This window comes from Arsukibacterium sp. UBA3155 (assembly GCA_002364615.1).
Classification (GTDB): Bacteria; Pseudomonadota; Gammaproteobacteria; order Enterobacterales; family Alteromonadaceae; genus Alishewanella.
Map to the genome: position 1 here is coordinate 20,309 of DEYP01000025.1, position 26,620 is coordinate 46,928.

Sequence of the window (26,620 nt, forward strand, 5' to 3'; positions counted from 1 at the left end):
ATAATTGCGCCAATATTTGACATGTCCACGGCAACTATAGTAATTAGTACGCTATACTGTTCACAAAAAAAACATAAGGTTTAACTCTAATGCAAACACCTGTGATTCTGATCGTTGAAGATGAAGAAGTTACCAGACTCAATCTGGTTAATCTGTTCCAGGGTGAAGGCTATGATGTCATCGAAGCAGTTAATGGCGAAGAGATGTATCTAAAGCTGGAACAAAATCCGGTTAACCTGGTTGTTATGGACATCAACTTACCCGGCAAGAATGGCCTGATCCTGGCACGTGAATTACGCCAGAAAGAAAACATCGGTTTAATTTTCCTGACAGGTCGTGACAGTGAAGTTGACCGGATCCTGGGTCTGGAAATTGGTGCTGATGACTATCTGACCAAACCTTTTAACCCACGTGAATTAACGATTCGTGCCCGTAATCTGCTGGGCCGCACAGTCGCTCAACCGGTGGTTGAAGAGCATAAAAGTATTGTTAAGTTTAACGGCTGGACGCTGGATGAAAACAGCCGCAACCTGACTTCACCTACAGGTATGGCTCGTCGTTTACCGAAAGGCGAATATCGCGCTCTGCGTTTAATGCTGGATACACCAGGCAAAATATTTACCCGTGAACAGCTTATCCGCCATATGACCGGCCGTGAATTACGTCCGAATGACCGCACGGTAGATGTGACCATCCGTCGTATCCGCAAGCATTTTGAATCTGATATCGACAGCCCGGAGTTAATCAGCACTATCCATGGTGAAGGTTACCGTTTCGTTGGTAAAATCGATAAGTAAAGATAGCGAGCTAACTACCGGTTAGTTAGCTTCTATAAATTCTTGCAGAGCAGCCAGGTGCTGCTCTATTTTTAAATGATAGTCTACCAGTTGACGTTCCATGCCCTGCCAGCCTTCTGGCCCCTGCTCGTACATTTTTGCCTGTTGCTGCACCCAAAGCAGGCCAACTGATGCGGCCGCACCCTTTAGCTTATGAGCCGACTCTTTAAACTCTACCTGGTTTTGCTGCACCGCAGCTTCAATCATCTTATTAATGTAGCCGGGCAATAGCTGCGCAAATAGCTGGGCGCTGCGTTTCATCGCATCAGGCCCCAATGACTGCATGTAGTCGTGCAAAGTTGCCATATCCAGGATCTGATTCTCGGTATCAATCTCAGTGCCGGGGTGTAACTGTTGCAGCTTTAACGCACTGGGCGAAAACAGTTTCGCCAGCATCTGATCAAGCTTGTTAGTGTTTATTGGTTTTGCTAAAGCGCCATCTACCTGAATATCAGTTAACTGCTCTTCAGCCTTCCTGACATTTGCACTAAGTACTACTATGGGTATAGATTGCAAATGGCTTTCACTACGAATATAGCGGGCAATCTGGTCACCGCTCATATCAGGCAACTGCATATCAAGAAGCACCAAATCAATATCGTCCTCGGTCTCCAGCAAGGCTATGGCATCTTCGCCTGTTTCTGCGTGGATAACGCTATGTCCGCGTTGCTCCAGCAGGGCTATGGCAATTTCCGCATTTAATGGTACATCTTCAATCAACAATATAACCAGTTCCGGGCAGGACACCGTGGTATCGCTTGGCGCACTTACCTGCTCAGTTGGCAGCAAGACACTAAAACAACTGCCCTCGCCGGGTTTGCTGGTTAAGGAGACTTCTCCCCCCATAGCTTCAACCAACGCACGGGACACAGACAAACCAATGCCAGAACCAACAATACTTAACCGACGGCCATCAGTAGATTTATAATACATGTCGAAGATACGCTCTTGCTCAGCGCTAGCAATGCCAATGCCGGTATCCTGAACTTTAAACAGCAGCTGCGAAAGGTCAGTATTGAGTGTGCAATCAAGGGTTATCTGGCCCTGAGCAGTAAACTTCACGGCATTATTCAGCAGGTTCCATAGCACTTGACGCAGCCGGGTTGCGTCAAGTTTCAGATAGGTTTCCATATCTCCCTGACAACGCAGTACAAAATGCAGCCCCTTTTGCTGACAAATCAGCTCGGCGAAGTTTGCAATATCATTTAAAAAGCCCTGAATGTGGATACTGTGAAAAACAATGTCTAAGTCCTGGCGATCAATTTTGTCTAAATCAATAATATCATTGAAAATATTACCAAGAGTTTCCGCACTGCTGAATATAGTATTAGCCCAGCTGTGCTGCTCGGGTCCTAAGGTGCTATCAAGTAAACGCCGACTTAGCCCGACAATGCCATTAAGTGGCGTTCTAAGCTCGTGGCTCAGAGTGGCAATAAATTTACCTTTGTCCTGATAGGCTTTTTCAAGGGCCTGCTCTGCCAGCTTCCGTGAGGTAATATCGCGGCCAAAACCCAGTAAGCCGATATAGCGACCCTGGCCGTCGTAAAATGGTACTTTACGCATTTCAAACCAGAGGATCTGGCCGTCCTGCTTCACAAACTCAACATCCAGCGTTAGCTCAGTGTGTTCTGCTGCTGCTTCATATTCCGTTAAAATAGCAGCCTGAGCACTGTCTTCGGTATACAGTTCAGCAGGATGAAAGCCAATAAGCTCCTGCGATGTTTTACCCATGATAATTTCAAACATTTTGTTGCAGCTGGCCAGATGGCCGTTTTCATCGCGGTAGTAGAATAAATCGGGCGAGCTATCAACAATAGAACGGATCAGTAAACTCTGCTCTTCAAGTTCCTGCTGGGTTTTTTTACGCTCAGAGATTTCCTTGCGTAGCTCATCAACAGCACGTCTTTTCGCCTGAAACGCCTTCTTACGTTCTTCTATTTCAAAGTTCAGCTGACGGATACTGTCCTGCATATTCTGGTTTAGCAGGCGCTCCTGATGGGCAGAGTCTTTCAGGTACAGCAAGGCAGCATTGAGGTGCAGTACCAGATAAAAAACGATAAGAATAACAATGGGGCTGGCGAACATGACAAGGATCAACTGGGCCTGCAGCATTAACCAGTCGACCTCTACCGCAAATAACGCAGCGTAGGTGTAGTGCCCCATTACCAGCAATGCCAGCAAACATAGCCATGATAAAAGGCCGAGACGAAAATTACCCCAGCGCTTTATCAATGCAGCAAAAGCTTTAACCTTTGGGTGTACCGGACTTTGCATTATTCGATACCCTTTACAAGGTTATGTTCCACAAGCACCTTAATTGGCGGGTTGCAGATCTACCATCATATTGCGATATGAACAGTATGCAACGTCTTCTGCTTGCTGTCTAAAACTACCCTGGCGGGTATAAGAACTATGGTCTTTATAAATTGTCACGGCATAGCCCTGACCAACTTTAATGGCACGCCCTTCCGCCTGTCGAGCCTGAGTCATGCAAAGCAAATGACTCACTTGCTTATAATTGTCACGGTCGAATATATCACCCGAGCTCAGTAAAGGTTGCGCCAGATTATTGGGTGCAAATTTCCAGTTGGCAAAGCGGCTTCGCATCTGGTTTGCGTTTATTTCTAATTCATCACCCCGGGTCAGATAATGGGTTGCCACATTACGCAGCGCTAAGGCATTGCCTTCACCACTGCTATTAGCATCACTCATATCAACAACATAAACACCTGCCTCACCAATTACCGCCATTCGTACAGCAGGCTGTTCAGGATTAGCACCAAAACCCACCAGTAAACCGGTATTTTCATCAATACCAAAGCCAAAACGACTTTGCGTATCGTGCAGTAAGCGGATCAAACGCCCTTGCCGACCACGCTCTGAAAAATGGGTATCGAGCACGCCCCAACGAAATAATCCCAGACCACCGCTTGCGCTATAGGTAAGATGGCTTTCTGCCAGACCATTACTGCAACTTGAATCTTTATCGCAACCTACCTCCGGTGCTGGCAGATCGAAAGCACCAAATTGCATGGCATTAAAACTATCACCATTGGTAATCATCGGGGTGCGTTGTCCGTTAAAGCTACCACCTGACATCACGGCCGTACCGGCGCTGGTGCCTGCCACCACAATTTGACCAGCTGCCAGCATTCGCTCTATCTGCTGCAGTTCGGCTGAGGCAGAGCCGTCATCCAGCCGCAGGGCTTTCAGGGTCAAACTCTGATCGCCACCATTAAAAAAGATACCATCTGCCCGACGAATCTTTGCCACAGCGCCTTTACTGCCAGCCTGGCAAAACTCAGTTTTCTGGGTCATTAAATCAGCGTACACCCGCTGACGTTGATAACTGCCATGCTGCTCTGCCAGATGTTTATCCAGTTCTGCACAACTATTTTTATCGCCGCTCTGCCATGCAGCCTGATAGGCTGCGCTAATAGGCAACCAACTAACATCAGCTCCGGCTTCAGTAAATAAATTAGTATAAAAATCGACAGCCGCAAAAGGATCGCGTGATGACGCAGTAACAACCAGGATCCTCGGTTTACGTTGCTCACCCGCTATTTGCTGAGCCATCGCTACAAACTTCTGATACAGTTCCACAGTAAACTTATTTTTAGTGTTGGCCAGGTCAGCAAATTCCCGGCTCCGCTGACTGGTGCGGTTTGCACTGCTTTCAGTCATTACCGGTACTTCCAGTTGGTCCAGCACGAAATTCAGTTCACGGCCACTTAAGCCCTCATAAACCGTGCGACCAGAAACCCAGATACCATCCACTTCAATCTCAGCGCTGCGCCATAATCTAAGCAGTTCACGTTCAGGCACGGCGTCGTTAGCCAACTGTCCCCGCAAAAATTCTAAAATGGCCAGAGTTTGCTGCTGTTCGATAATCCGATCTTCGGACCAGAATCCCTGACTGTTTATTGCTTGCAGATGCTCTGCAGTCAATTGGAACAAACTATGCTTTTTAGCCGCAGCAGAAAATACTTCATTATTTACACAATGCCGGGTGCTGGTTGAGCTACAGGCAGCAAGCCCGCCCCCCATTAGCAGCATTGAGTACTCAGGCATCGTTTTATTTTCATCATTGGCACTAAGAGTAAAAACCGGCATTGCCACTAAAATGGCTGATAAACAAGCAGTTATTTTTTTCATCGGCTCTTTCTTATTGTTTTTCAGGCCACCAGGGCCTGCAGACTACTGATAATGCGCCAGGCGCGAACCCCATATTTAAGGCATACAGATTATCCTGTATTGACATCTTTGCCAATTAGAAGTAGAAATAAGATTGTGATCGGCACTGATTTAGATCAGTGCCGATCACAAAATAAGGCAATTTATAATTAATAACTCACTTTTCAAAGTAGCGATATGTTAAAGAAAGCACTAATGCTCGGCTCATATCACTATTCGTCCTACTACCTTTCTGAGTGGTTTAACGAATAGAAACCTATCAGGCAACTGCGGTTGACCTGAGGTGTTCTATTTAAACAAACCCATTAAAGCAAAAATAAAGCAAATAAGTGGCTGTGCCGATCCTTAGCTGATCGCATGCCCAAAAAACACAGGTGTAACTATGCGTAAATTAACCCCACTGGCGCTGGCTATTGCTGGCAGCTTAGTCGTGTCTCCTTTTAGCTATGCACAAGAAACGGCCAACGAAGAACAAAAAGTAGAACGAATTGAAGTAACAGGTTCACGGATCAAAGGTGTTGATCTGGAAGGCACGCAACCGTTGGTTGTTATTTCTGCCGAACAGATTAAAAATTCTGGCGCCAGTTCAATTTATGATCTGCTTAAAGATCTAGGTCAGGTACGAGGTGGTAGTGGTACCTTTTCTACTTCTGAGAGCGGCGCAACGTCTACTTCGACTCCAGCAGGTCAGGCTGCAGCATCGCTGCGTGGTCTTGGTCCCTCTTCAACATTGACGCTGGTAAATGGCCGCCGGGTTGCAGCCTCTTCGTTTGCAGCCGGCACTCAGAACTTTGTTGACGTAAACAGCATTCCGCTGGCAGCCATTGAGCGGATAGAAGTGCTGGCAACCGGTGCTTCAGCAATCTATGGTGCCGACGCTGTGGCCGGGGTTATTAACTATATACTGAAAACAGATTATGAAGGTGCAGAACTCAACGTATCCTACGGCAACAGTACTGCTTCATCAGATGATGCGAAAGTTAACGCCAATATTGTGCTGGGTACAGAACTGGCCGGCGGTAATCTGACCATATTTGCTGATGTCTATGATCGCAAGGGCTACACTGCGCAGGATCGTGACTTTACCCGCAACCCAAACCTGGTAAGTAACTACTCTTACTTACCAAAAGGCGTACCTAATATTTATTTCTTTTCAGCCGTTAGTGGCGATGAAATAGCCAGCCCGGGCTGCACCAGCCAACTGGTTACCACCGAATTTGGCGAGCAAATCTGTGCATACTATGCAAACGAGGATGATGTATTAGAAACGCCGTTTGAAAGTGCCTCAGCCGGCTTTAATTTCCGCAAAGAGCTGGGCAACAACCTGATATGGAATACCGACTTTTTCTACAGCCACACCTCGTCGGTTTCTTCATCCAGCCCGGCACCAATTAATCAGGTTGATGACAGCGAGGGCGCCTGGGTTCGGGAAACCGCACTGGATGTGTTCCCTGACGCCGTGCGCGACTCGTTGCTCGATCAAATTTATATTGACCCGTTCACCAGTGTGGCGGGTCAGCGGTTGTTTGGTTTTCAGTTCGATGCTCGCTTTAATACACCAAGAACTGTTGAAGTTACCAGCGATTCGTTCCGTCTTGTTAGCAGTATCGCTGGCAGCACTGAAAACTGGGACTGGGAAACTGCAGCGCTGTTATCACGCTCTGAGTCAGAGCAGCGCGCCATAGCCGGGATTTACAACCGCTATAAATATCATGCTGCAATCGCCGGTGAGCTTTGCCAGGACGGTACTATCGCCAGTTACAATAGTGATGCCGACACGTTAACGTGCGGCAGTGGTGCAGGTCTGGCGGGTGTTTATAATCCGTTTTTAGCCAATGATGCCGGTAATGAAGCACTGTTAGCACTGGCTCAGGAGGTACCTACCCGCGATGGCGTCAGCACAGTTTATGGTTGGGATGCACGGATAAGTGGCGATTTATTTGAGTTGAATGGTCAGCTGGTACGCTCGGCATTTGGTCTTGAATTACGTAAAGAAGAAATTACTGATACGCCATCTGCTAACGCTCAGGCCAGTGCCGCCAATGGTTACCTGGTAGATGTCTTCGGCTTTGGTTCCAGCCTCTCTGCTGCTGATCGAACCCAGATGGCCGCTTTTGCCGAAATTTATGCGCCATTAGGTGATACGGTTGAGTTACAGCTGGCTGGCCGCTACGACCACTACGACGATTTTGGCAGTACCTTTAACCCGAAAGTGGGTATTACCTGGCGTCCGCTGGAAAGCTTAGTGATTCGTGGCTCCTGGGCCACGTCATTCCGGGCACCGTCACTTACTCAGGCAGGGGTAAAACTAAGAACCACTACCGCAACCTTTGATTGTAGTGCTAACCAAACCGTTTCTGATTTGTACTGTGACGGTGCCGGTTTTACCAGCAGCCCGAATGTACTGGAACTGGGTAATGCTGCGCTTGAAGCCGAAACTTCAGAGTCTGTCAGCGTTGGTTTTGGCTGGAGCCCGACTCAGGACACCACGCTAACCGTCGATTACTGGCAGTTTGAGCATAAAAAACTGGTCGATACCGATATGACCGCGATGCTGGCCCGCACGGCAACCGATGCCAGTGTCCGTCATTGTGGCCTGGTGCCTGATGGCGAACTGGGTATCTCTTACGATCCTGACTTGTGTGATGTTACCGATCTGGCCGGCAGAACTGTTGAAGATGACGGCGCCAATATGGCAGAAATCTTGGATGCCTGGGTTGAGTACGACGATCCGCGCTTTGCTGAATTGCCGCTGTTCCGTGACCATGTTATCCAGCTGGATAACGTTGGCCGTCAGGATGTTAGCGGTATTGATGCTAGTTTCAGCCATACACTTGATTTGGCCGGTGGCCGCTTAGGGCTGGATCTTGACTGGACCCACTATCTGGAGTTTGAGCGCAATAAAGCCGGCTCGGATGAAGTTGAAGCACTCATTGGTACTTTCCGCTACCCGGAAAATATCGGTAGTGCCCGCATTTCCTGGAGTGGCGAAGCGCTTTATCTGGGCCTGACAGCACTTTATACCTCGTCATACCTGGACGATACTGCGCGGTTACGCAGTCGCAACCTGGACGAGCTTGATGAGTTAGGTCTGATTGACGCTGATGGCACTCGTGATGTCTCAGCCTGGACCACACTGCGGGCCAACATTGGTTATGATTTTGAGCATGCATCGCTTAACTTCACTATCGACAACCTGCTGGATCGTGACCCACCAGCGGTATATGGCAGCAGCCGCGGGTTCGACTCTATTAACCACAACGCCTTTGGCCGCAACTATCGTGTATCCTTTAGCTACTTCTTTTAATTAGCAAAGACGCGGGCGTAAATACTACAACTGGTATTACGCCCGCTAATTACCGATAGCTATTACAAGGCTTACATTATGGCTAACCAAGTAAAAAAACCGGTAGCAATGCCGGACGCCTTTGTCATCCTGTTTTTTGTGATGATTCTGGCTGCGGTTGCATCGCATCTGGTCCCTGCCGGCTCATTTAGTTTACTCGAGCCTGCGCCGGTGGCCGAAGGGGCAGCCAAACTTAAGGGTAAAATTGACCCAAACAGCTTTACGCTGGTAACAGATGCACAACAAGGTGTGCCGCTGTTTGCGGAGGGCGGTGGCATTGGCTTTTTTAACTATGCCTTTGAAGGGCTGGTATCCGGCGATAAGTGGGGATCAGCCATTGGTGTAGTGGCTTTTATTCTGCTTACGGGTGGTGCTTTTGGCATCATTATGAAAACCGGTGCTATTCACAACGGTATTCTGGCGCTTATCGAAAAAACCAAACGAATGGAATTTGTATTTATTCCACTGATGTTTGGCTTATTTTCACTAGGTGGTGCGGTATTTGGTATGGGCGAGGAAGCAATCGCTTTTTGTATCATTTTGCTGCCATTGATGCTGGCACTTGGTTATGACGCCATCACCACGGTGTTGGTTACCTACGTTGCTACCCAAATTGGTTTTGCAACCTCCTGGATGAACCCGTTTAATGTCGCTATTGCCCAGGGCATTGCGGAAATTCCATTAATGTCTGGCAAAGACTTACGCATCGCTATGTGGGTGATTTTCACTTTGTTTGGCATGGTTTTCACCATGCGCTATGCCGCCAGAATAAAAGCGCAGCCAGAGCTGTCGTTAAGTTTCAATACCGACCAGAAATTGCGGGCACAACAAAGTGCAGAAGCAAAAAACGACTACAATCAGCTCGATAGCATTATTTTACTGGCATTCTTCGCCGGCCTGGTCTGGATTATCTGGGGTGTAACCACTCGCCAATACTATATTCCGGAGATTGCCAGCCAATTCTTTACTATTGGTATTATTATCGCCGTTATCGCGGTATTTGGTAAACGTTTAACCATGAATGAAGCGGCCGATGGTTTTAAACATGGCGCTGCAGAGCTTTTACCCGCCGCACTGATTGTCGGTATGGCCAAAGGCATAGTGCTGTTGCTAGGTGGCGATGAGCCCAATTCGCCGTCGGTACTAAACACCCTGCTTTATTACAGCGGCCAGGCGCTTGGCGATTTACCGTCGTACTTGTCCGCCTGGTTAATGCTGATTATTCAGTCGGTCATAAACTTCTTTGTTGCTTCTGGTTCAGGTCAGGCGGCGCTAACTATGCCACTTATCGCGCCGTTGGCCGATTTAGTCGGACTGTCGCGCCAAATTGCGGTATTAGCATTCCAGCTCGGTGATGGTTTGACCAACTGCATTATCCCGACGTCAGCGGCGTTAATCGGTTGTTTAGGTGTGGTAAGGGTTGACTGGACCGTGTGGTTTCGTTTTGTCTGGAAATTACAGCTTTGGCTGTTTGCGCTGGCCAGCAGCTTTATGCTTATCGCTGTGGCAATAGGTTATCAATAGCAGCAAATCGGCTGTTCGAGGTTAATATTTTGAATTCAATTGTACTTATAAAAAATGCCGAGCTGTTTGCGCCACAGCCACTTGGCAAATTGGACGTAGTAATAGCCGGCGGTCGTATAGCCGCCATTGGCAATGACTTTAACATGGCTGGCAGCAATTTGCCGGTGACGATTATCGATGGCAGTGACTATTACCTGACCCCGGGTTTTGTCGACTCGCTGGTACACTTTATTGGCGGTGGCGGTGAAGGTGGTTTTGCCACCCGCACCCCGGAAATGCAACTTACTGATGCCACCTTAGGGGGTGTGACTACTGCTATTGGTGTGCTGGGGACCGATGCCACCACCCGCACATTAACCAACCTGCTGGCCAAAGCACATGCACTAGATATAGAAGGTATTACCACCTACTGCCATACCGGCTCATATGAAATTCCCTGCCGTACCTTAACGGGTAGTATTACTGATGATTTAATCTTAATTGATAAATTTATTGGTGTAGGTGAAATCGCGATAAGTGATCATCGCTCATCACAGCCTACCATTGATGAGATCCGTAAGATCGCAGCAGCAGCCAGAGTGGGCGGTATTTTGGCAGGTAAGAGTGGGGTCGTCAGCGTGCATATGGGTGCTGGCGAACGTATCCTGCAACCTATTTATCAGGCGGTTTCTGGCACAGAATTAACCTTAAAGCAGTTTTATCCTACCCATATGAACCGCAACCGCCGGGTTTTCGAAGCCGGCCTTGAATTTGCTAAAAAAGGCGGCGTGATTGACTTCACCACCAGTACCACAGAGTACGATCTAAAACACGGCGAAGTCGCAGCAGCAGCGGCGCTGGCTGAGGCACTGCAGGAAGATATCAATCCGCTGCATCTGACGCTTAGCTCAGACGGCAATGCCAGTCTGCCAATTTACACGGACAACGGTGATTTACTGGGGCTGCAAGTTGGCCAGGTAAGCACGCTATATCAGTCAGCCCGCGATGCAATATTAAAGCACAAGGTAAGTATCAGTGACGCCATTTGCGCTATCACCCAGTCGCCAGCGGCTGTGTTAGGACTAAAGCTAAAAGGTCGATTGGCAATCGGCTTAGATGCCGATTTGGTATTGCTTAATCGCGACGATCTGGCTATCAACCAGGTATTTGCCAAGGGCAAACAGCTAGTAAATTCAGGCAAAGCCACGGTAAAAGGCATGTTTGAGCGCTAACATTGCACTAAGCACGTTTAGCATAAATATATGCAAACCAAATGTACTACTAGAACTTAGAAAGCTGCTTCGGCAGCTTTTTTTTATGCCAAAGTAATATTGATGCTGGAAATAGCGCCAATTCATGTAATTTATTTTCATTTTCAGCCGGGCAATTTCAAAATCAAACAGACGGCCAGACGGATAAACTTCACTTGCTTTTTTAGCTTATTCTTAGTATACCTGTTCAGCTTGGTGGCTGCAGAGCGCCAATCAAAATAGAGTAAAAACACTACAGCGCATAAATTACTGAAAGAGACCTCGTTATTTTCTTTCATTTGCAGAAAAATTGGTTTTAAGAATAATAATTCATTTTTTGTAAATATTTATATATTTTCAAGGCAAGTTTGGAGGTAAGTCATGGCGTTGTATCAGCATAGTCAGGCGCGGGAAAATTGTGGCTTTGGCCTTATCGCTCATATAGAAGGTGCTGCCAGCCACCGGATTGTCAGAACTGCCATCAACGGCCTGGATCGCATGCAGCATCGTGGCGGTATTTCGGCTGACGGTAAGACCGGCGATGGCTGCGGTTTATTAATGCAAAAACCTGACAGTTTTTTCCGGGCAATTGCAGAGGAGAATGGCTGGAACCTGGCAAAAAAATACGGCGTCGGTATGATTTTCCTAAGCCAGGATCCGGAAAAAGCTGCCACAGCCAAAGCCATTATTAATAAAGAAATAGCCCGTGAAACCTTAAGCCTGGTGACCTGGCGCGCTGTACCTACCGACAGCAGCGTGTTAGGCCCGCTGGCACTGGAATCGATGCCGCAAATTGAGCAGGTTATTGTTAATGCCCCCCATGGTTGGGGCGATCATGATTTAGAACGCCGCCTTTATATGGTTCGTCGCCGGGTAGAACAGCAATTAATGGCTGATCCGGATTTTTATATTCCCAGCTTCTCGTCATTGGTAACGGTATTTAAAGGCCTGATGATGCCGGCCGACTTGCCGCGTTACTACACCGATTTAGCCGATATCCGGATGGAAACCGCCATTTGCGTCTTTCACCAGCGTTTTTCTACCAACACCATGCCACGCTGGCCACTGGCGCAGCCTTTTCGCTATCTGGCGCACAACGGAGAAATTAACACTATTACCGGCAACCGGCAGTGGGCCCGCGCCCGCCAGTATAAATTTGCCTCACCCCTGTTACCCGACTTACAAGACGCCGCGCCATTTGTCGGCCAGAGTGGTTCAGACTCCAGTTCACTGGATAACCAGCTGGAGCTGCTATTAGCCGGCGGCATGGATTTATTCCGCGCCATGCGCTTGTTGGTACCACCAGCCTGGCAAGGCAACCGGGTAATGGATGACAACTTAAAAGCCTTTTACGAATTTAACTCAATGCACATGGAGCCGTGGGACGGCCCGGCCGGTATCGTCATGACCAACGGCCAGCATGTGGCTTGTAACCTGGACCGTAACGGTCTGCGCCCTGCCCGCTTTGTCATAACCCGCGATAAACTGATTACCTTAGCCTCTGAAGTGGGTATCTGGGATTACACCCCGGATGAAGTGGTCGAGAAAGGCCGGGTTGGCCCCGGTGAAATGCTGGCGATTGATACGACTACCGGGCAAATTTGGCGCTCGGATGAAATTGATAACGATTTAAAGGCACGACATACCTATCGCAGCTGGCTAGATGACAACGTGCAGCGGCTGGTGCCTTATGAGAAGTACGAGACCGATTTAATTGGTAAACGGGTATTTGACGACAACACCATGCAGGTGTATCACAAGCTGTTTAACTACAGCTACGAAGAAATTGAGCAGGTAATGACCGTGCTGGCCAAAGACGGCCAGGAAGCGGTCGGCTCTATGGGCGACGATACGCCAATGGCCGTGTTATCGCGCAAGCCCCGCAACTTGTTTGACTACTTTCGTCAGCAGTTTGCCCAGGTAACCAACCCGCCTATCGATCCGCTGCGGGAGTCACACGTAATGTCGCTGGCTACCAGTATTGGCCGTGAGCACAACGTGTTTAAAGAAACGGCCGGTTATGCCCGCCGCATTCAGTTTGAATCGCCGGTAATGATGTATTCAGACTTAAAACAGCTACGCCAGGCTGATGAAAAATATTATAAAAACCAGGTGTTCTCATTAAACTTTGACCCTCAGCAACAAACGTTAGAGCTGGCGACCCGCGCCTTGTGTGACGCCGTGGTCAGTGCGGTGCGCGACAACAGTGTGGTACTGGTGATCCTGACCGATCGGCGTATCGAACAAGGCTTAATTCCTATTCCGGCCGCCATGGCAGTAGGTGCGGTGCAACTGGCACTGGTTAATGCGCAGCTGCGCTGTGATTCTAACATAATTATTGAAACCGCAAGCGCCCGTGACTCGCATCACTTTGCAGTGTTAATTGGCCTGGGCGCGACCGGTATTTATCCGTTTTTAGCCTATGAAACCGTTGAGCAGCTGGTTGAAAAAGGCACCATTAATTTAAGTGCGCGCCAGGCAGTGCTTAACTACCGCAAGGGCATTAACAAAGGCCTTTATAAAATAATGTCGAAAATGGGCATCTCCACCGTGGCCAGTTACCGCTGCTCTAACCTGTTTGAGGCAGTGGGCATTAACAACGACGTGATGCAATTGTGTTTTGCCGACGTAGCCTCGCGCATTGGTGGTGCCAGCTTTATTGATTTTGAACAGGACGTGCAGCAGCTGGCCAATGTCGCCTGGCTTAAACGCAAACCAATGAACCACGGTGGCCTGCTAAAATACGTGCATGACGGCGAATACCACGCCTACAATCCGGATGTGGTTACCAGCCTGCAAAAAGCGGTACGCTCTGGCAAATACGAAGATTACCGGGTTTACAGCAACCATGTTAACCAGCGCCCGGTGGCCCATTTGCGTGACTTACTACAACTGGCTAATGATACCGACGCAGCCAAAAACAGTATCCCATTAGACCAGGTAGAAGCGGCCGAACACTTATATCCGCGCTTTGACAGTGCCGCCATGTCCATTGGTGCATTAAGCCCCGAGGCGCACGAAGCGCTGGCCATCGCCATGAACCGCTTAGGCGGGCGTTCTAACTCAGGCGAAGGCGGCGAAGATCCACGCCGTTTTGGTACCGAGAAAAACTCCAAAATTAAACAGGTTGCCTCTGGCCGCTTCGGCGTTACCCCGCATTACCTGGTAAATGCTGAAGTTATTCAGATTAAAGTGGCGCAGGGCGCAAAACCCGGTGAAGGTGGTCAGTTACCCGGTGAAAAGGTCACTGCCGAAATAGCCCGCTTACGTTATTCGGTACCCGGCGTTACCCTTATTTCGCCACCACCACATCACGATATTTACTCAATTGAAGATTTAGCCCAGCTTATTTTCGATTTAAAACAGGTTAATCCGCAGGCGCTGATCTCGGTAAAACTGGTATCAGAGCCCGGTATCGGCACTATCGCTACCGGTGTGGCTAAAGCCTATGCCGATTTAATTACCGTGTCAGGATACGATGGCGGCACCGGCGCCAGCCCGTTAACCTCGGTTAAATATGCTGGCAGCCCGTGGGAGCTTGGCCTGGCCGAAGTGCATCAGGCGCTGGTTGAAAATGGCCTGCGCGATCGGGTGCGCTTACAAGTTGATGGCGGCTTAAAAACCGGCCTCGATGTGGTAAAAGCGGCTATTTTAGGTGCTGAAAGCTTTGGTTTTGGTACCGGGCCCATGGTGGCGCTCGGCTGTAAATTCCTGCGTATTTGCCATTTAAATAACTGCGCCACCGGCGTAGCCACCCAGGATGAAACCCTGCGACGTGACCACTTTACCGGCTTGCCAGAAATGGTAATGAATTACTTTAAGTTTTTAGGCTTAGAAGTCCGTGAGCTAATGGCGCAGCTTGGGGTAACCGAGCTTACTCAGCTTATTGGTCGTACCGACTTACTGACCGCTAAAGCCAGCGAAACCCAGAAACAAGCCAAACTGGACTTAACCCCTATTTTACAGGCCAGCGGAGTAACATCAGATAAACCGCTGCACTGCGTTAAAAATAATACGCCGTTTGATCCGGGTGCATTAAACCAGCAACTGCTGCAGCGCTGTGAGCAAATGGTGCTTAATAAAAGCGGTGGTCAGCTTAGCCTGCCCATTCGCAACACCGACCGTTCAGTTGGCGCCACGTTATCAGGCTTTATCGCCAGCAAGCACGGTAACCAGGGCATGGCAACCGATCCAATCCGCCTGCGCTTTACCGGCACTGCCGGCCAGAGCTTTGGGGTATGGAATGCCGGTGGCCTGCACTTAGCGCTGCAGGGCGATGCTAACGATTATGTCGGCAAAGGCATGACCGGCGGCCAGATAGCGATATTCCCGGCCAAAGGTGCCAGCTTTGCCAAAAACGGTTTTGCTATTGCCGGTAACACTTGTTTATACGGCGCCACCGGCGGTCGCTTTTATGCTGCGGGCCAGGCCGGCGAGCGTTTTGCCGTGCGTAACTCCGGCGCCTTGGCGGTAGTAGAAGGTACCGGCGATAACTGCTGCGAATATATGACCGGCGGTGTGGTGGTGGTGCTGGGCGGCACCGGGGTGAATTTTGGCGCGGGCATGACCGGTGGCTTTGCCTATTTACTGGATGAGCAGGATGACCTGGAACTGCGGCTAAACCCAGAGCTGGTTGAAGCGCTGGAGATCAGCACGCCCATTTTGCAAGAGCACCTGCGTAGCCTGTTGCACCAACACGTAGAAGAAACCGGCAGCGATAAAGCCCAGCGCATCCTGTCTGACTTCAACAATTACTTAAGCAAATTTAAGCTGGTGAAACCAAAAACCAGCGATGTAAATACCTTGCTGGGACACCGCGCTCGCTCTTCTGCCGAGCTGCGGGTTCAGGCGATGTAAGGGCAAAGGAAACGTTATGGCACAGAATGTATATCAGTTTATTGACGTGAAACGGATTGATCCGCCAAAACGCTCTCACAGCGAACGTACTATCGAGTTCGTGGAAATTTATCAGCCGATGACCAACACCCAGGTGGAAGGCCAGGCCGACCGCTGCCTCGATTGCGGTAACCCTTACTGTGAATGGAAGTGCCCGGTGCACAACTATATTCCGCAGTGGTTAAAGCTGGCTAACGAGGGCAAAATTATTGAAGCGGCCGAGTTGTCGCATAAAACCAATAGCTTGCCGGAAGTATGCGGCCGGGTATGCCCGCAAGACCGCCTGTGTGAAGGCGCCTGTACCCTCGATGAAGGCTTCGGCGCTGTTACCATTGGCAGTATTGAAAAGTACATTAACGATAAAGCCTTTGAAATGGGCTGGCGGCCGGATTTATCGGCGGTAATAAAAACCGATCGGCGGGTGGCAGTGATTGGCGCCGGTCCGGCTGGCTTAGCCTGTGCCGATGTACTGGTGCGTAATGGCGTATCGCCGGTGGTGTTTGACCGCTATCCACAAATTGGCGGGCTGCTGACCTTTGGTATTCCGCCGTTTAAGCTGGAAAAAGAAGTGCTAAGTCGGCGGCGGGAAATTTTTGAAGGCATGGGTATCGAGTTTCGCTTAAATACCAATGTTGGGGTCGATGTCAGCTTCGACAGCCTGCTGGATGAGTATGACGCGGTATTTTTAGCGCTTGGCACTTACACGCCAATGAAAGGCGGCCTGGTAAATGAAGATGCGCCAGGGGTGCATGAAGCCCTGCCGTTTTTAATTGGTAATATTAATAACCTGATGGGCTGGCAGACCGAGCATCCGTTCGTTAGCTTAAAAGATAAAACCGTGGTGGTCTTAGGCGGCGGCGATACGGCGATGGACTGCGTACGCACCTCTATTCGCCAGGGCGCCACCAAAGTCAGCTGTGCTTACCGGCGCGATGAAGCCAATATGCCTGGCTCACGCAAAGAAGTGCAAAATGCCCGCGAAGAAGGCGTCGAGTTTTTGTTTAACCTGCAGCCGCTGGGTATTGAAGTAGACAGCGAAGGCAAGGTGTGCGGCGTTAAAGTGGTGACTACTGAATTGGGTGCGCCCGACACTAAAGGCCGACGCAGCCCGCAGCCTGTAGCAGGTTCAGAGCAAGTAATAGCTGCTGATACGGTTATTATCGCTTTTGGTTTTCAGCCGAGCCCACCACAATGGTTAATTGACATGGGTGTAGCGCTCGACAGTAAAGGCCGGGTAGTTGCCTCTGAGCAAAGCCCCTACGCGCTGCAAACTAACCAGCAAAAGATTTTTGCCGGTGGCGATATGGTATTAGGCTCTGATTTGGTGGTTACCGCCATTGCCCAGGGTCGCAAAGCTGCGGAAGGTATGCTGGATTATTTAAAGGTATAACCACCTGTTTATGCCAGCTGCTAGGACGAAGGTTATAAGCGTGATTAGGTTTGCCCTAAGCTAACCGTTGAAGCCCCCGGGGATGGGTTTACGGCGTGTTAGCGCGGGCAAACCGGTTCGAGCAGTGCACACTAATCTACACTGAGATTATAAAAGCCAGCTCCATGCGTCCATCCAGATAGTAATTTTAGACAACTGTCGCCGTTGGCAAACCTATGCGTTTTCAACTGCAATGCACCCGCCTTTGTCAGCTTTTTTTACAAAAAATAACTAGCCACAATTAACACAAACCTATGCTGTTGATATATATCATATATTATATAGTGGTTCATTTTTTGCAAAGATCGCTGCGGCAATTGGAAATAATAACTATCAAAATAAGAGAAGTATTCTAATGAAAAAAGCATTAAGTCTGATTTTAGCTTTATCGGCGTGTTCAGCAAACGCTGCAATTATTGATATTGAGTATGAGTGGGACGGCTCAACCTTTACTTCTATTTATGGCAATAACCTGTTTGGCACTGTGCTGAATGTAGGCGATACATTAAATCTTACATTTACAGCACTCGATACTAATTACTGGGACTTCTCGGCTGTTAGCATTACAGGCAATGTAAACCTTGGTTTTGAGTACCCTGGTTCATGTGGTACAAGATCAAGCGAAGGTTCTTACAATGCCGGCTTTGATGGCTCGTCAGTTTTATCTGCCAATTATTCTGAGGGCAGCCAGTCATGTATTCATATGGGGCCTGAGAATATCGATTTTAGCTCTGTTAATATGATTGACAGTTTCAGTATCTCTTACACCATGAACTCATCAACTGCAGGTGAGAATATTGTTGGTTCCTATAGCGAAACAACCTGGTGGCAGATATGGGAGCAGTTTGGCATGACCGGACGTAACGTGGTGATTGGTGAGGTTGCCACTGAGGTACCAGCACCTAGTTCACTGGCTTTGTTTGGTATCGCACTATTAGCATTACGTAGATTCGCAAAACGCTAATTAAAAGTTATTTTCAAAAAGTATCAATGAGCCACCAGGCTCAAATATGATGACTCGCCTCGGTTCCTAAATTAGGATTTCGGCAATCAGCCGGAATGAGGCGAGTCATCATAGTAATTAAGACTAACTCACAGAGAGTTTTTTACTGGTTATAAAATCAACAGGTAAGTCCAGCCCTTCAACGCCATTTGCAATCAACGACTATTCCCCCTTAATTTAAATCAATGGCTCAGGCCCTTTAGATTCAAGTTGGCAACCGCTAAGCCAAAGCTGATCAGCGAGATTAAGGGGCAAACTCCGGTGTAATGCTCGAACCGGTTTATCGTTTCTGGTTTCAGGTTCACTTAAGCTCAGGGGCCTTTTGCATGGTTATCTGCAGCAACCAGTCTGCGAGATTACTCAGTAACATTGGCGATAATGTTTGGCTGATACTGGCGTATTCATCCCAGCGCCCGGTGTCTGCTTCCTGAAACAGGTGATTAAGTCCTTGTAATTGGATCACCTTATATTGAGTGTTTCTGGCTTGCTGCAGCGCCTGTTCAATGGCAGCAATATTGATCTCGGCATCCAGTTGCACATCCTTACTGCCATACAATACCAGCGTAGGCAACTTGGTTTTGCTGAGCCAGCGATGCGGATCATGTTGCTGGAAGTAGCGAAACCACGCGTTCTGCAATTCGGCCAACCGCTCTTTCGACAATGCCCCGCCACCCAAAGGCAGCAGTTGTTGCTTAATCTCGTCGGGTAATTTCTGCCACTGCAATTGATAATACCCGTTCAGCTCTGCCGCAGTGGGCTGCCTGGGTTTTGCCGCGAGCTTGTTCATATTGGTATAAATCGCAGTTGCATGTCTGACCGTTGTTTCAGGCAATCCCTGCGAGACAAGCATCTGCTCAAACTGATTAGCAGATATTTCGGCGCCGGTGATACCGGGGGCAGCCAGCAGCACCAGGAAACTGACGCCCTCCTGTTGCTGCGCTACCACAGGGGCTATCAGCCCTCCTTCGCTGTGGCCAATCAAGCCAATTTGATCGGCACGAATTTCTATTCGCTGCTGCAAATAGCGCACCGCAGCAGCAACGTCAGTGGCAAAATCCAGACTGGTTGCCTGATAAAATGTCCCGCCAGACTTGCCAATGCCCCTGTCGTCAAACCGCAGTACCGCGAAACCCTGGCGGGTTAAATAGTCAGCCAGCACCAGAAAGGGTCTGTGGCCGAGCAGTTGCTGATCTCTGTCCTGCGGCCCCGAGCCTGAAATTAACACCACTGCCGGCACAGCGTGCGAGGTATCAGCCGGCCGGGTCAGCGTGCCAGCCAGTTGAATACCGGCAGCCGTATTGTTAAAACTGATTTGCTCTTCAATATACGGATAAGGTTTTACCGGATCCTGCGGTTTGCGCGCTTCCTGTTGTTGCCGGCTTAACGTCAAATCAAACGCCTGACCGCCTTGTTGCCATTGCCCCTGTATTTGCTCAGACGCTACCTGGTATTCACCGACATAAAGCACCTGCGCAGCGTCTATTTCCAGCTCAATGTGCTGTTGCTTAACGGTAACCCGACTAACCGGAATGCCGCTGGCGCCCTGATCAATGCTGTCCATGGTTGCCTGATATGGCTGATCTTGTTCTCGGCTGACATTAAAGCGTAAACGCAACTTGTTATCCCCAACCTGCAACGTGCCAACCCAGGCCCCCTGCAAATCAGGTTCAGCATCAGCCACAGTATTCGTAACAGTATCAGCCTGCGCACTCAGTACTAACATGCTCAGCAGCACACCGGCTATCAGGCCGGCCCTGCGAAACGCTTTGCCTGTCACGCTAAGCAGTCCGCTAAGCAAAAATAAAAAAAATATATGGGTAGTAGTTAGACTTCGCTCAAACGTATTCATTTCACATCCTTATTGCTATCGCTTACTAAGTTGCAGCAAGGTTTACGACGGCACACGCCGTATTGCAGCAGCGAATGGCTGCAGCACCACAGCGCAACAGCACAGAATAACCAGCTACCCGATTGCCCGGCATCACGGAATACCCAGGCAAACAGCAGAATAATCGCGGCCCAGAACAGGCTATGCAACACAATAACGGGTGGTTTTTTCATCAGTATCTCCTTATTACTGCACGCGGCGCGGCAGTTAATTTAGTTAAAATCGCACTTTTGATACACACGCATGACCCACATGCACCACTAGTTCAAATAGTACATGTTGTAAGCAGACTAGCACCGGTGTACTATTAGATCAAGTAGTACAACAAAATCAGGATTTAGCGGGGGGCATATGGAAATTCTGATTGATACCGACAGCACAGAGCCGATTTTTAGCCAGCTGATCAGCCAGATTAAGCAGTTGGTCAACGCAGGAACCTTGCAGCCAGGCTTTCAGTTGCCCTCTATTCGCCAGTTAGCTGCCGATTTAGGCATTAACCAGAACACAGTGGCCAAAGCCTATAAGCTGCTGGAACGTGACGCAGTAATTGTCGGCAAAGGGTATCGCGGAACTTTTATTCACGCACAGGCAAACCAGAATTGCCTGATTGATCATAGCCAGCAAGCCCGGCAACTGCTGACAACAACGATTATACAACTGCGGGATCTCGGGCTGACCGACTCTGAAATTCGCCTGCAGTTTGCTGAACTTATCAAAGAGCCAACGTTAACGGAGCCCTTATGACCATCATGCATCTGGCGATAAATGTGATATTTGCGCTGCAGTTGGCGCTGCTTTCTGGCTGGTTGCCTCATCGTTGCCAACAGCAGCACCCGCTACAGCCCAATAAACCGCTGCTACGCGTTTATTTCAAATGGATAAACAGGCTGGTGTTATTGGCAGGTTCGGCTTTATTGCTGGCCCAGTTGTCTGGCTGGATAGCACTGAACATATCACTACTGCTGGGTTTCACCAGCCTGCAGGTTTTTTTATTGCTGGTACAACGTCAATGGCTACAACCCCCGCCAATAGTGCCAACGCAGCGCAAAGCCAGTTTACAACCGCGCCGGGTACTGGATTATGTGCAGCCAGCCGATCGAGTCATGGCGGTATGTGCCGTGCTTACCGTGCCGCTGTTAGCCGCCATTTTGGTAATTAGCGGTAACTGGGCACCTGATATGGCAAAGCTATGGCGGTTAATCACTGTCGGTTTGCTCACCAATACGGCGTTATGTGCCGCTGTGTATTTCACGGTGTTTCGCAAGCGGCGAAATTTTGACGATACCCCGGAGCTCCAGCAGTTGCAGACGCAGCGTAAAGTTAACCATTATCTTAAGGCGATCATCGGCTTTAATTTGCTGCTGGTGCTATTTTTATTATTAGGTGCATTTCAGGCAAAGCCGGAACTGCTGTATATCGTGCTTAGTTTGTCACTACAGCTAATGCTGCTGCAAACCCGACAGCGGCCATCTGCCGATAGCCTGGCATACTAATTACCAGCACTAACAATACGTCCTGATTAAAAAATTTAGCAAGAGGTTATGCCATGCCACCATTTACCCTGCCCGACTTATGCGACGCCCACGCCGACTGCATTCGCGTAGCCGAACCCATTTTCACCAACTACGGCGCTACCACATGCTTTGGCGGTGAAATTGTTACGGTAAAATGTTTTGAAGATAACTCCAAGGTAAAACAGCTGGTGGCAACCAACGGCCATGGCAAAGTGCTGGTGGTAGACGGTGGCGGCTCAAAGCGCCATGCGCTACTGGGTGATATGCTGGCTGAACAAGCAGCAAGCAACGGCTGGCAAGGCATTATTATCAACGGTTGTATTCGTGACATTGACATCATCCGCCAAACGCCACTTGGCGTGCAGGCATTGGGTATTCACCCGATGAAAACCGACAAGCGTGATTTAGGTGATATTAACCTGACTGTTACCTTCGCCGGGGTAGACTTTATCCCCGGCCAGTATGTCTATGCCGATAATAATGGCGTGCTGGTAGCGACTAAACCGTTGTTGTAGCCGCAGCGCTATCCTGGTTTAAACCCTGCTGTACTTTAGCCAGCAGGCTTCTTAACTGTGTTTTCTCCTCAGCGGAAAAATTTGCCAGCACTTGTGCTGCCAGCTGAAAACGCACCTTGGTTAACTTGTCTATCAGCGCCAAGCCCTGCTCTGTCAACTGTAATGGCTTAGAGCGCAAATCTGTCTGGCTGGGCACCCGGCTGATCAGCGACTTTTCAATTAAACGGTTAAGGCAGGTGGTTAAAGCGCCCGACGTAATACGCACCTCTTCTAACAACAGTGCCGGCGTTACCTGATAAGGCGGTCCCTGGCGCCTGGCACACGCCAGCACATCATGCTCGGTCTGGCACAAAGCGAACGGCTTGAGTTGCTGCACGCCGAGCGTATCGGCATTAGCGCCGACGCCAATCAGCAAACCAATCAGCACTGCATCGTCAACCGGCAACTGTGGGTGGATTGCTTTCCACTGCGAAGCCGCCCGCTGTAACAGAGCGGGTACCTGATTGAGTTTATTCATCTAAAATTCTCCAAAACGCTTATTCAACTGCATATGACGCACTTAACTTACGGCAGCTTTTCACCGCGTAGCGTATTACCGTTAATACTGATGATCATGTTATTACCGGCAAAGCCAATGCTGACTTCATCGGTATAGGTAAGTCGTAAGGTGTTATCAGGCCGCACCGCCATCAGTTCATCATTCATAAATACTTTGCCGTCTATTGCCTGCAAGGTGACAATGTTGGACTGCATCATCAAATGTTTCTGCACCTCGTCTGCAACAAAACTGTAGCGGCCTAAACGGGGCGTAAACTGTGACTCAGACGCTAAGCTGCGCTTATCCGGCAAGGTGTAATCCATGTCGTTCAGCACAAAGAACAGCCCTGCCATCAGCTGTAATACCGGCGTATTGCCCCAGTTTGCGGTAATAGCGATAAAGTCATCTTGCGATGCCGAACGCAGCATAACGCTTTTGGTGCCAAAGCCACTGCCTGCAGCAAAATACAGCATGCGGTCACCGAAGGGTTTTAGCGTCCAGCCATAGCCGTGGCTATCGCCCTCTGCCGATGTCAGCTGTTGCTGAAAAATTTGCCGGGTGGTTTCTGCCGAAAGTAGTTTGTGCTGCTCCAGCGCCAGCACAAATTGATATAGGTCGTTGACGTTAGAATACATGCCGCCACCGGGGTTTACACCTAAATGCTTCGACCTCGCCGCAGTAGCAACCCCCTCTGGTGAAATACGGTAGGGTGTCGCCTGGCGCTCGACCACCTTTTCCGCCAGATATACGCCGGTATTACTAAGCTTAAGCGGTTTGAGAATGTGTTCGGTAATGTAGCTGGCAAAATCTTGTTTAGACGCCGTTTCTATTATCCGGCCAAGTAAAATAATGCCAATGTTGGAATACTCATAACGGCTACCCGGTTCAAACAGCAGCGTCTGATTATTAACCAGCTGCGTAATCTGCTGGCTAAGGGTTAAGTTTTGATGTGGCTGAATGCCCGACTCCCGCGGCAAGCCACTACTGTGGGTCAACAAATGATGCAGAGTGACTTTGTTAGCCCAATCGGCACTTAGCTCGGGAATATAGGCCGCCACCGGCGTGTGCAGCTTAAGCTTACCTTGCTCTGTCAACTGTAGCACCGCCGCAGCAGTAAAGGTTTTCGACATAGAGTTAATTGAAAACCTCACATCCGCTCTGTTGCTAATACCAAACTCGCGGTTAGCCAAGCCATAACTGGCAAGCAACACTTCCTGCCCTTGCTTTACTACCTTTACCGTGCCGGAAAAACCATACACATCCGCATAAGCCTGCGCCACCTCAGCCAGCTTAGCGGCAGTAGCTGTCTGCTCTGGGGGTTGTTCAGCTTTCGCCGCAGCTGAACCTAAAGTCAGTAACATGCAGATAGATATTGCTGCAGCAAATACACGCACCATAGTGGCTCTCCTTTGTGTTATGCATTGAGAGCACTATAGCAACAGATTTATCTTTACGTAAAGATATAATTTTTTGCAATGTCCAGCGCATAGCTAAAATCCGGTTTGCAAAACATTAGAAACAGCAGACTCGTAACAGGGTAGTGCGGGCATTTCAAAAGCGAGTGTCGCGCTTGAAGGTCTGATTAAACTAATCAGTAAACCAAGCAAGAGTAATTACCTCCGACCAGTTTTCATTTCTATGTTGCGGTACGTAGCTTTGGTGGCGCTTTAACTGGCAACCAAATAATACCCGCTATGATCTATGGCACAAGCAATACAAACAAAGGATCGCAGCCAAACCAGCGATTAACTACCGCGTGCTTTAGCTGGATCCTTTGCTCTGCTTTGCTGGTGCCTAATGCACTTATTGCTGCACTTTTTGCTGCACTTTAAATTTACTCCACTGCCCTGCTGCGCCCTGGCCAAACAGCCGTTCTGACATTGGAATAGATACACTCAGCTCGGGCGCATCCGGATGTTGATAGGGGTAGGCATCCAGTAAGCTAAATAAACCGTGACCAATGACAAACGAGTTCAGCCGGTCTTTTAATGGTTCGCCATCACCGGTAGAGGGCGCATAGCCAGTATAGGGCACGCCTTGTTTGTCTAATGGTATGCCGACATTATCAACCCGGGCAAACAGTTCGCCATTGAGAAAATACTCAACAAACGACGCGTCCGGCCCACGGCTGTAGCGAATGGCAACGCGCTGCTTTTTGCCTGCTTTAATATCTACTTCTCTGATAATCTGGGTGTAAGCAAGGTCTAATCCGGTGCCGGGGCTGCCGGTTACTACCGTAGGTAAACGCTCAATTAGTGCGAAGGCTTTATTGCCGGAAATAAACCAATCAAATAATTGCCCGGTTTCAAAATTAATCATATTTAACACAACACCTGCCTGCTGCCCCTCCAACACGGTTTGCTGATAAGGAATGTCGCACGGGTCTGTCGGGCTAAGATATGAAAATGCCGGGCCATAGCAGCCCTGAATCAATCTGTCAGGCTGGGTACCCGGTGTATGGGCAATAATCTCAGCTGAAAATTCTAACGAGCCATGTTCAGGTACCTGAAATGTTTGGGTGCTTACAGCAATGTATTTCAAATGATCGAAAACACTAAAGTCCGCCCCCACCTGAAAAGGAATAGCGCTCACTACAATTTCCTGCTCTGACACAGACAAGCTGCCACCGGCGGCTAACTCTAGTGGCCCGTATATGTTGGCCCATTTTTGCTGGTACTCAGTAATGCTTTGTGCATCATACTTGACGGTATAGTTGCCGGTTTCGTCTGCGACAACGCTCGGGTTTACTGATGCCAGACTAAGAAGAAAAATTGCAGCGACCCTGGAGTAGCCGCTGAACGGCAATGCTGTTTTCATAATGTTGCCCTCTGCGATATTGTTTGAAAAACGTTGGTATGCATTTATACATTTGCATCTGAAGTGCCAACCACCAACATCGTTAAAACAAAGCAGATACTCCACAGAGCCTTATTATTAACATAATGTTTTAATATGGTTTTTATAAATGACCACATCTCAGCACTACTAAGTAGCCACGCATTAAGCGCGCCAACAAATTAATATCAATGCTATCAACAACTAGGAATTGAGCAGGTAAATTAAGCGGAAAAATGGACAGAAAACTGTAAACTTTACTGACGACCTGAGAAAGTTAGCTCTCGGGGTCATCAATTTTATGGGCAAATAACGCATAAAACGACACACCTACTGTTTCGCCTTTGGCGAGGATTTTTTGTCACAAATGGCAATAATTTTTTGTTTTAAGCTGTCGCGCATAACTGAAGATTTCCGAAGATTATGGTGGATTAAACGCGGTGCCCTGATGAAAAATCGCCTGCCAATTTTTATGCCACTGACTTGCTGATATTTTGCGAAACAACATACGCCTTATACTGGGCGTCAATTCTAAAGAACACGTCTACCGGCGCGTTATAAACCCGCTTAATCTTGGTTGCCAGGTCAATACTCAACTCACTTTCGCCGTTTATAAAACGGGTAATGGTAGATTTAGCCACATTCAAATCACGGGCAGCATCAGCTGCTGTCAGGTTCTTACGTTGCAGGAAGCGTTTGAAATGTGCACCAGCCCCTTTTGGCGCGCCAATCAGGCCCATCTCACGCAGGTTGTCACTGGTCAGTAATTCAGTAGTATTTTTCATTTTATTAATTACCTTTGCTCAGAACAGCGTATCGAAACACTGAAACACTGAAACACTGAAACACATGAATATTCTGGACGCAAGTTTC

General features: G+C 48.8%; 19 protein-coding genes. 10 read left to right on the forward strand and 9 right to left on the reverse strand.

Annotated features, from left to right (window positions below; all coding sequences use genetic code 11):
- Nucleotides 1–89 precede the first annotated feature (89 nt).
- Entirely contained in the window at nucleotides 90–797 is a 708-nt protein-coding gene (gene arcA, locus B2X65_RS12060) for a two-component system response regulator ArcA (protein ID WP_290612806.1), read from the forward strand.
- A 21-nt stretch (nucleotides 798–818) separates the two neighbouring features.
- Here arcA and B2X65_RS12065 read toward each other — a convergent pair whose 3' ends face one another.
- Nucleotides 819–3,110: an ATP-binding protein gene (locus B2X65_RS12065; RefSeq protein WP_290612808.1), complete on the reverse strand. Its 2,292-nt coding sequence runs from the start codon at nucleotides 3,108–3,110 to the stop codon at nucleotides 819–821.
- A 39-nt stretch (nucleotides 3,111–3,149) separates the two neighbouring features.
- The gene (locus tag B2X65_RS12070) at nucleotides 3,150–4,991 is read right to left on the reverse strand and encodes a cyanophycinase (RefSeq protein ID WP_290612810.1); all 1,842 of its coding nucleotides are present in this window, start codon (nucleotides 4,989–4,991) and stop codon (nucleotides 3,150–3,152) included.
- 421 nt (nucleotides 4,992–5,412) lie between these two features.
- Between B2X65_RS12070 and B2X65_RS12075 the strand changes: the two genes are divergently transcribed.
- From B2X65_RS12075 to B2X65_RS12100, 6 genes are all read left to right on the forward strand, one after another.
- A complete protein-coding gene (locus B2X65_RS12075) occupies nucleotides 5,413–8,337 on the forward strand; it encodes a TonB-dependent receptor domain-containing protein (protein WP_290612811.1) in 2,925 nt (974 codons plus the stop codon).
- A gap of 78 nt (nucleotides 8,338–8,415) precedes the next feature.
- Entirely contained in the window at nucleotides 8,416–9,900 is a 1,485-nt protein-coding gene (gene yfcC, locus B2X65_RS12080) for a putative basic amino acid antiporter YfcC (protein ID WP_290612812.1), read from the forward strand.
- 29 nt (nucleotides 9,901–9,929) lie between these two features.
- The gene (gene iadA, locus B2X65_RS12085; RefSeq protein ID WP_290612814.1) at nucleotides 9,930–11,111 is read left to right on the forward strand and encodes a beta-aspartyl-peptidase; all 1,182 of its coding nucleotides are present in this window, start codon (nucleotides 9,930–9,932) and stop codon (nucleotides 11,109–11,111) included.
- Between the two features lie 399 nt (nucleotides 11,112–11,510).
- The gene (gene gltB / locus B2X65_RS12090; protein ID WP_290612816.1) at nucleotides 11,511–15,986 is read left to right on the forward strand and encodes a glutamate synthase large subunit; all 4,476 of its coding nucleotides are present in this window, start codon (nucleotides 11,511–11,513) and stop codon (nucleotides 15,984–15,986) included.
- Nucleotides 15,987–16,002: 16 nt separating this feature from the next.
- On the forward strand, nucleotides 16,003–17,415 hold the full coding sequence (locus B2X65_RS12095; protein ID WP_290612817.1) for an FAD-dependent oxidoreductase: 1,413 nt from the start codon (nucleotides 16,003–16,005) through the stop codon (nucleotides 17,413–17,415).
- A 394-nt stretch (nucleotides 17,416–17,809) separates the two neighbouring features.
- Nucleotides 17,810–18,418, forward strand: coding sequence for a PEP-CTERM sorting domain-containing protein (locus tag B2X65_RS12100; RefSeq protein WP_290612818.1), 609 nt, complete (start codon nucleotides 17,810–17,812; stop codon nucleotides 18,416–18,418).
- Nucleotides 18,419–18,758: 340 nt separating this feature from the next.
- Here B2X65_RS12100 and B2X65_RS12105 read toward each other — a convergent pair whose 3' ends face one another.
- Complete coding sequence (locus B2X65_RS12105) at nucleotides 18,759–20,306, reverse strand: alpha/beta hydrolase family protein (protein WP_290612820.1); 1,548 nt, start codon at nucleotides 20,304–20,306, stop codon at nucleotides 18,759–18,761.
- Complete coding sequence (locus B2X65_RS12110; protein ID WP_290612821.1) at nucleotides 20,303–20,518, reverse strand: hypothetical protein; 216 nt, start codon at nucleotides 20,516–20,518, stop codon at nucleotides 20,303–20,305. Before B2X65_RS12110 ends, B2X65_RS12105 begins: the two co-directional genes overlap by 4 nt.
- Before the next feature lie 178 nt (nucleotides 20,519–20,696).
- On the opposite strand from B2X65_RS12110, the gene B2X65_RS12115 reads away from it, so the two are divergent.
- From B2X65_RS12115 to rraA, 3 genes are read left to right on the forward strand one after another with little or no spacing between them, the layout of a single operon-like run.
- Entirely contained in the window at nucleotides 20,697–21,089 is a 393-nt protein-coding gene (locus B2X65_RS12115) for a GntR family transcriptional regulator (protein ID WP_290612822.1), read from the forward strand.
- A complete protein-coding gene (locus B2X65_RS12120; RefSeq protein ID WP_290612824.1) occupies nucleotides 21,086–21,838 on the forward strand; it encodes a hypothetical protein in 753 nt (250 codons plus the stop codon). Before B2X65_RS12115 ends, B2X65_RS12120 begins: the two co-directional genes overlap by 4 nt.
- Nucleotides 21,839–21,891: 53 nt before the next feature.
- Nucleotides 21,892–22,374: a ribonuclease E activity regulator RraA gene (rraA, locus tag B2X65_RS12125; protein WP_290612826.1), complete on the forward strand. Its 483-nt coding sequence runs from the start codon at nucleotides 21,892–21,894 to the stop codon at nucleotides 22,372–22,374.
- On the opposite strand, the gene B2X65_RS12130 is transcribed toward rraA, so the two are convergent.
- From B2X65_RS12130 to B2X65_RS12145, 5 genes are all read right to left on the reverse strand, one after another.
- Nucleotides 22,358–22,891: a MarR family transcriptional regulator gene (locus tag B2X65_RS12130; RefSeq protein ID WP_290612828.1), complete on the reverse strand. Its 534-nt coding sequence runs from the start codon at nucleotides 22,889–22,891 to the stop codon at nucleotides 22,358–22,360. The two genes, rraA and B2X65_RS12130, sit on opposite strands and share 17 nt — an antisense overlap.
- Before the next feature lie 47 nt (nucleotides 22,892–22,938).
- On the reverse strand, nucleotides 22,939–24,309 hold the full coding sequence (locus tag B2X65_RS12135) for a serine hydrolase domain-containing protein (RefSeq protein WP_290612830.1): 1,371 nt from the start codon (nucleotides 24,307–24,309) through the stop codon (nucleotides 22,939–22,941).
- A 406-nt stretch (nucleotides 24,310–24,715) separates the two neighbouring features.
- Nucleotides 24,716–25,729 (reverse strand): DUF6081 family protein, encoded by a 1,014-nt coding sequence (locus B2X65_RS12140; protein ID WP_290612832.1) that lies wholly within the window; start codon nucleotides 25,727–25,729, stop codon nucleotides 24,716–24,718.
- Between the two features lie 295 nt (nucleotides 25,730–26,024).
- Nucleotides 26,025–26,075, reverse strand: coding sequence for a hypothetical protein (locus tag B2X65_RS17805; protein WP_349678717.1), 51 nt, complete (start codon nucleotides 26,073–26,075; stop codon nucleotides 26,025–26,027).
- A gap of 142 nt (nucleotides 26,076–26,217) precedes the next feature.
- Nucleotides 26,218–26,532, reverse strand: coding sequence for a helix-turn-helix transcriptional regulator (locus B2X65_RS12145; RefSeq protein ID WP_290612834.1), 315 nt, complete (start codon nucleotides 26,530–26,532; stop codon nucleotides 26,218–26,220).
- Nucleotides 26,533–26,620: the final 88 nt, after the last annotated feature.

What these genes read in the sequence shown, in the direction of transcription:
- arcA (WP_290612806.1), top strand. Translation starts at nt 90, where the DNA reads ATGCAAACACCTGTGATTCTGATCGTTGAAGATGAAGAAGTTACCAGA.
- B2X65_RS12065 (WP_290612808.1), bottom strand. Translation starts at nt 3,110, where the DNA reads ATGCAAAGTCCGGTACACCCAAAGGTTAAAGCTTTTGCTGCATTGATA.
- B2X65_RS12070 (WP_290612810.1), bottom strand. Translation starts at nt 4,991, where the DNA reads ATGAAAAAAATAACTGCTTGTTTATCAGCCATTTTAGTGGCAATGCCG.
- B2X65_RS12075 (WP_290612811.1), top strand. Translation starts at nt 5,413, where the DNA reads ATGCGTAAATTAACCCCACTGGCGCTGGCTATTGCTGGCAGCTTAGTC.
- yfcC (WP_290612812.1), top strand. Translation starts at nt 8,416, where the DNA reads ATGGCTAACCAAGTAAAAAAACCGGTAGCAATGCCGGACGCCTTTGTC.
- gltB (WP_290612816.1), top strand. Translation starts at nt 11,511, where the DNA reads ATGGCGTTGTATCAGCATAGTCAGGCGCGGGAAAATTGTGGCTTTGGC.
- B2X65_RS12095 (WP_290612817.1), top strand. Translation starts at nt 16,003, where the DNA reads ATGGCACAGAATGTATATCAGTTTATTGACGTGAAACGGATTGATCCG.
- B2X65_RS12100 (WP_290612818.1), top strand. Translation starts at nt 17,810, where the DNA reads ATGAAAAAAGCATTAAGTCTGATTTTAGCTTTATCGGCGTGTTCAGCA.
- B2X65_RS12105 (WP_290612820.1), bottom strand. Translation starts at nt 20,306, where the DNA reads ATGAATACGTTTGAGCGAAGTCTAACTACTACCCATATATTTTTTTTA.
- B2X65_RS12110 (WP_290612821.1), bottom strand. Translation starts at nt 20,518, where the DNA reads ATGAAAAAACCACCCGTTATTGTGTTGCATAGCCTGTTCTGGGCCGCG.
- B2X65_RS12115 (WP_290612822.1), top strand. Translation starts at nt 20,697, where the DNA reads ATGGAAATTCTGATTGATACCGACAGCACAGAGCCGATTTTTAGCCAG.
- B2X65_RS12120 (WP_290612824.1), top strand. Translation starts at nt 21,086, where the DNA reads ATGACCATCATGCATCTGGCGATAAATGTGATATTTGCGCTGCAGTTG.
- rraA (WP_290612826.1), top strand. Translation starts at nt 21,892, where the DNA reads ATGCCACCATTTACCCTGCCCGACTTATGCGACGCCCACGCCGACTGC.
- B2X65_RS12130 (WP_290612828.1), bottom strand. Translation starts at nt 22,891, where the DNA reads ATGAATAAACTCAATCAGGTACCCGCTCTGTTACAGCGGGCGGCTTCG.
- B2X65_RS12135 (WP_290612830.1), bottom strand. Translation starts at nt 24,309, where the DNA reads ATGGTGCGTGTATTTGCTGCAGCAATATCTATCTGCATGTTACTGACT.
- B2X65_RS12140 (WP_290612832.1), bottom strand. Translation starts at nt 25,729, where the DNA reads ATGAAAACAGCATTGCCGTTCAGCGGCTACTCCAGGGTCGCTGCAATT.
- B2X65_RS12145 (WP_290612834.1), bottom strand. Translation starts at nt 26,532, where the DNA reads ATGAAAAATACTACTGAATTACTGACCAGTGACAACCTGCGTGAGATG.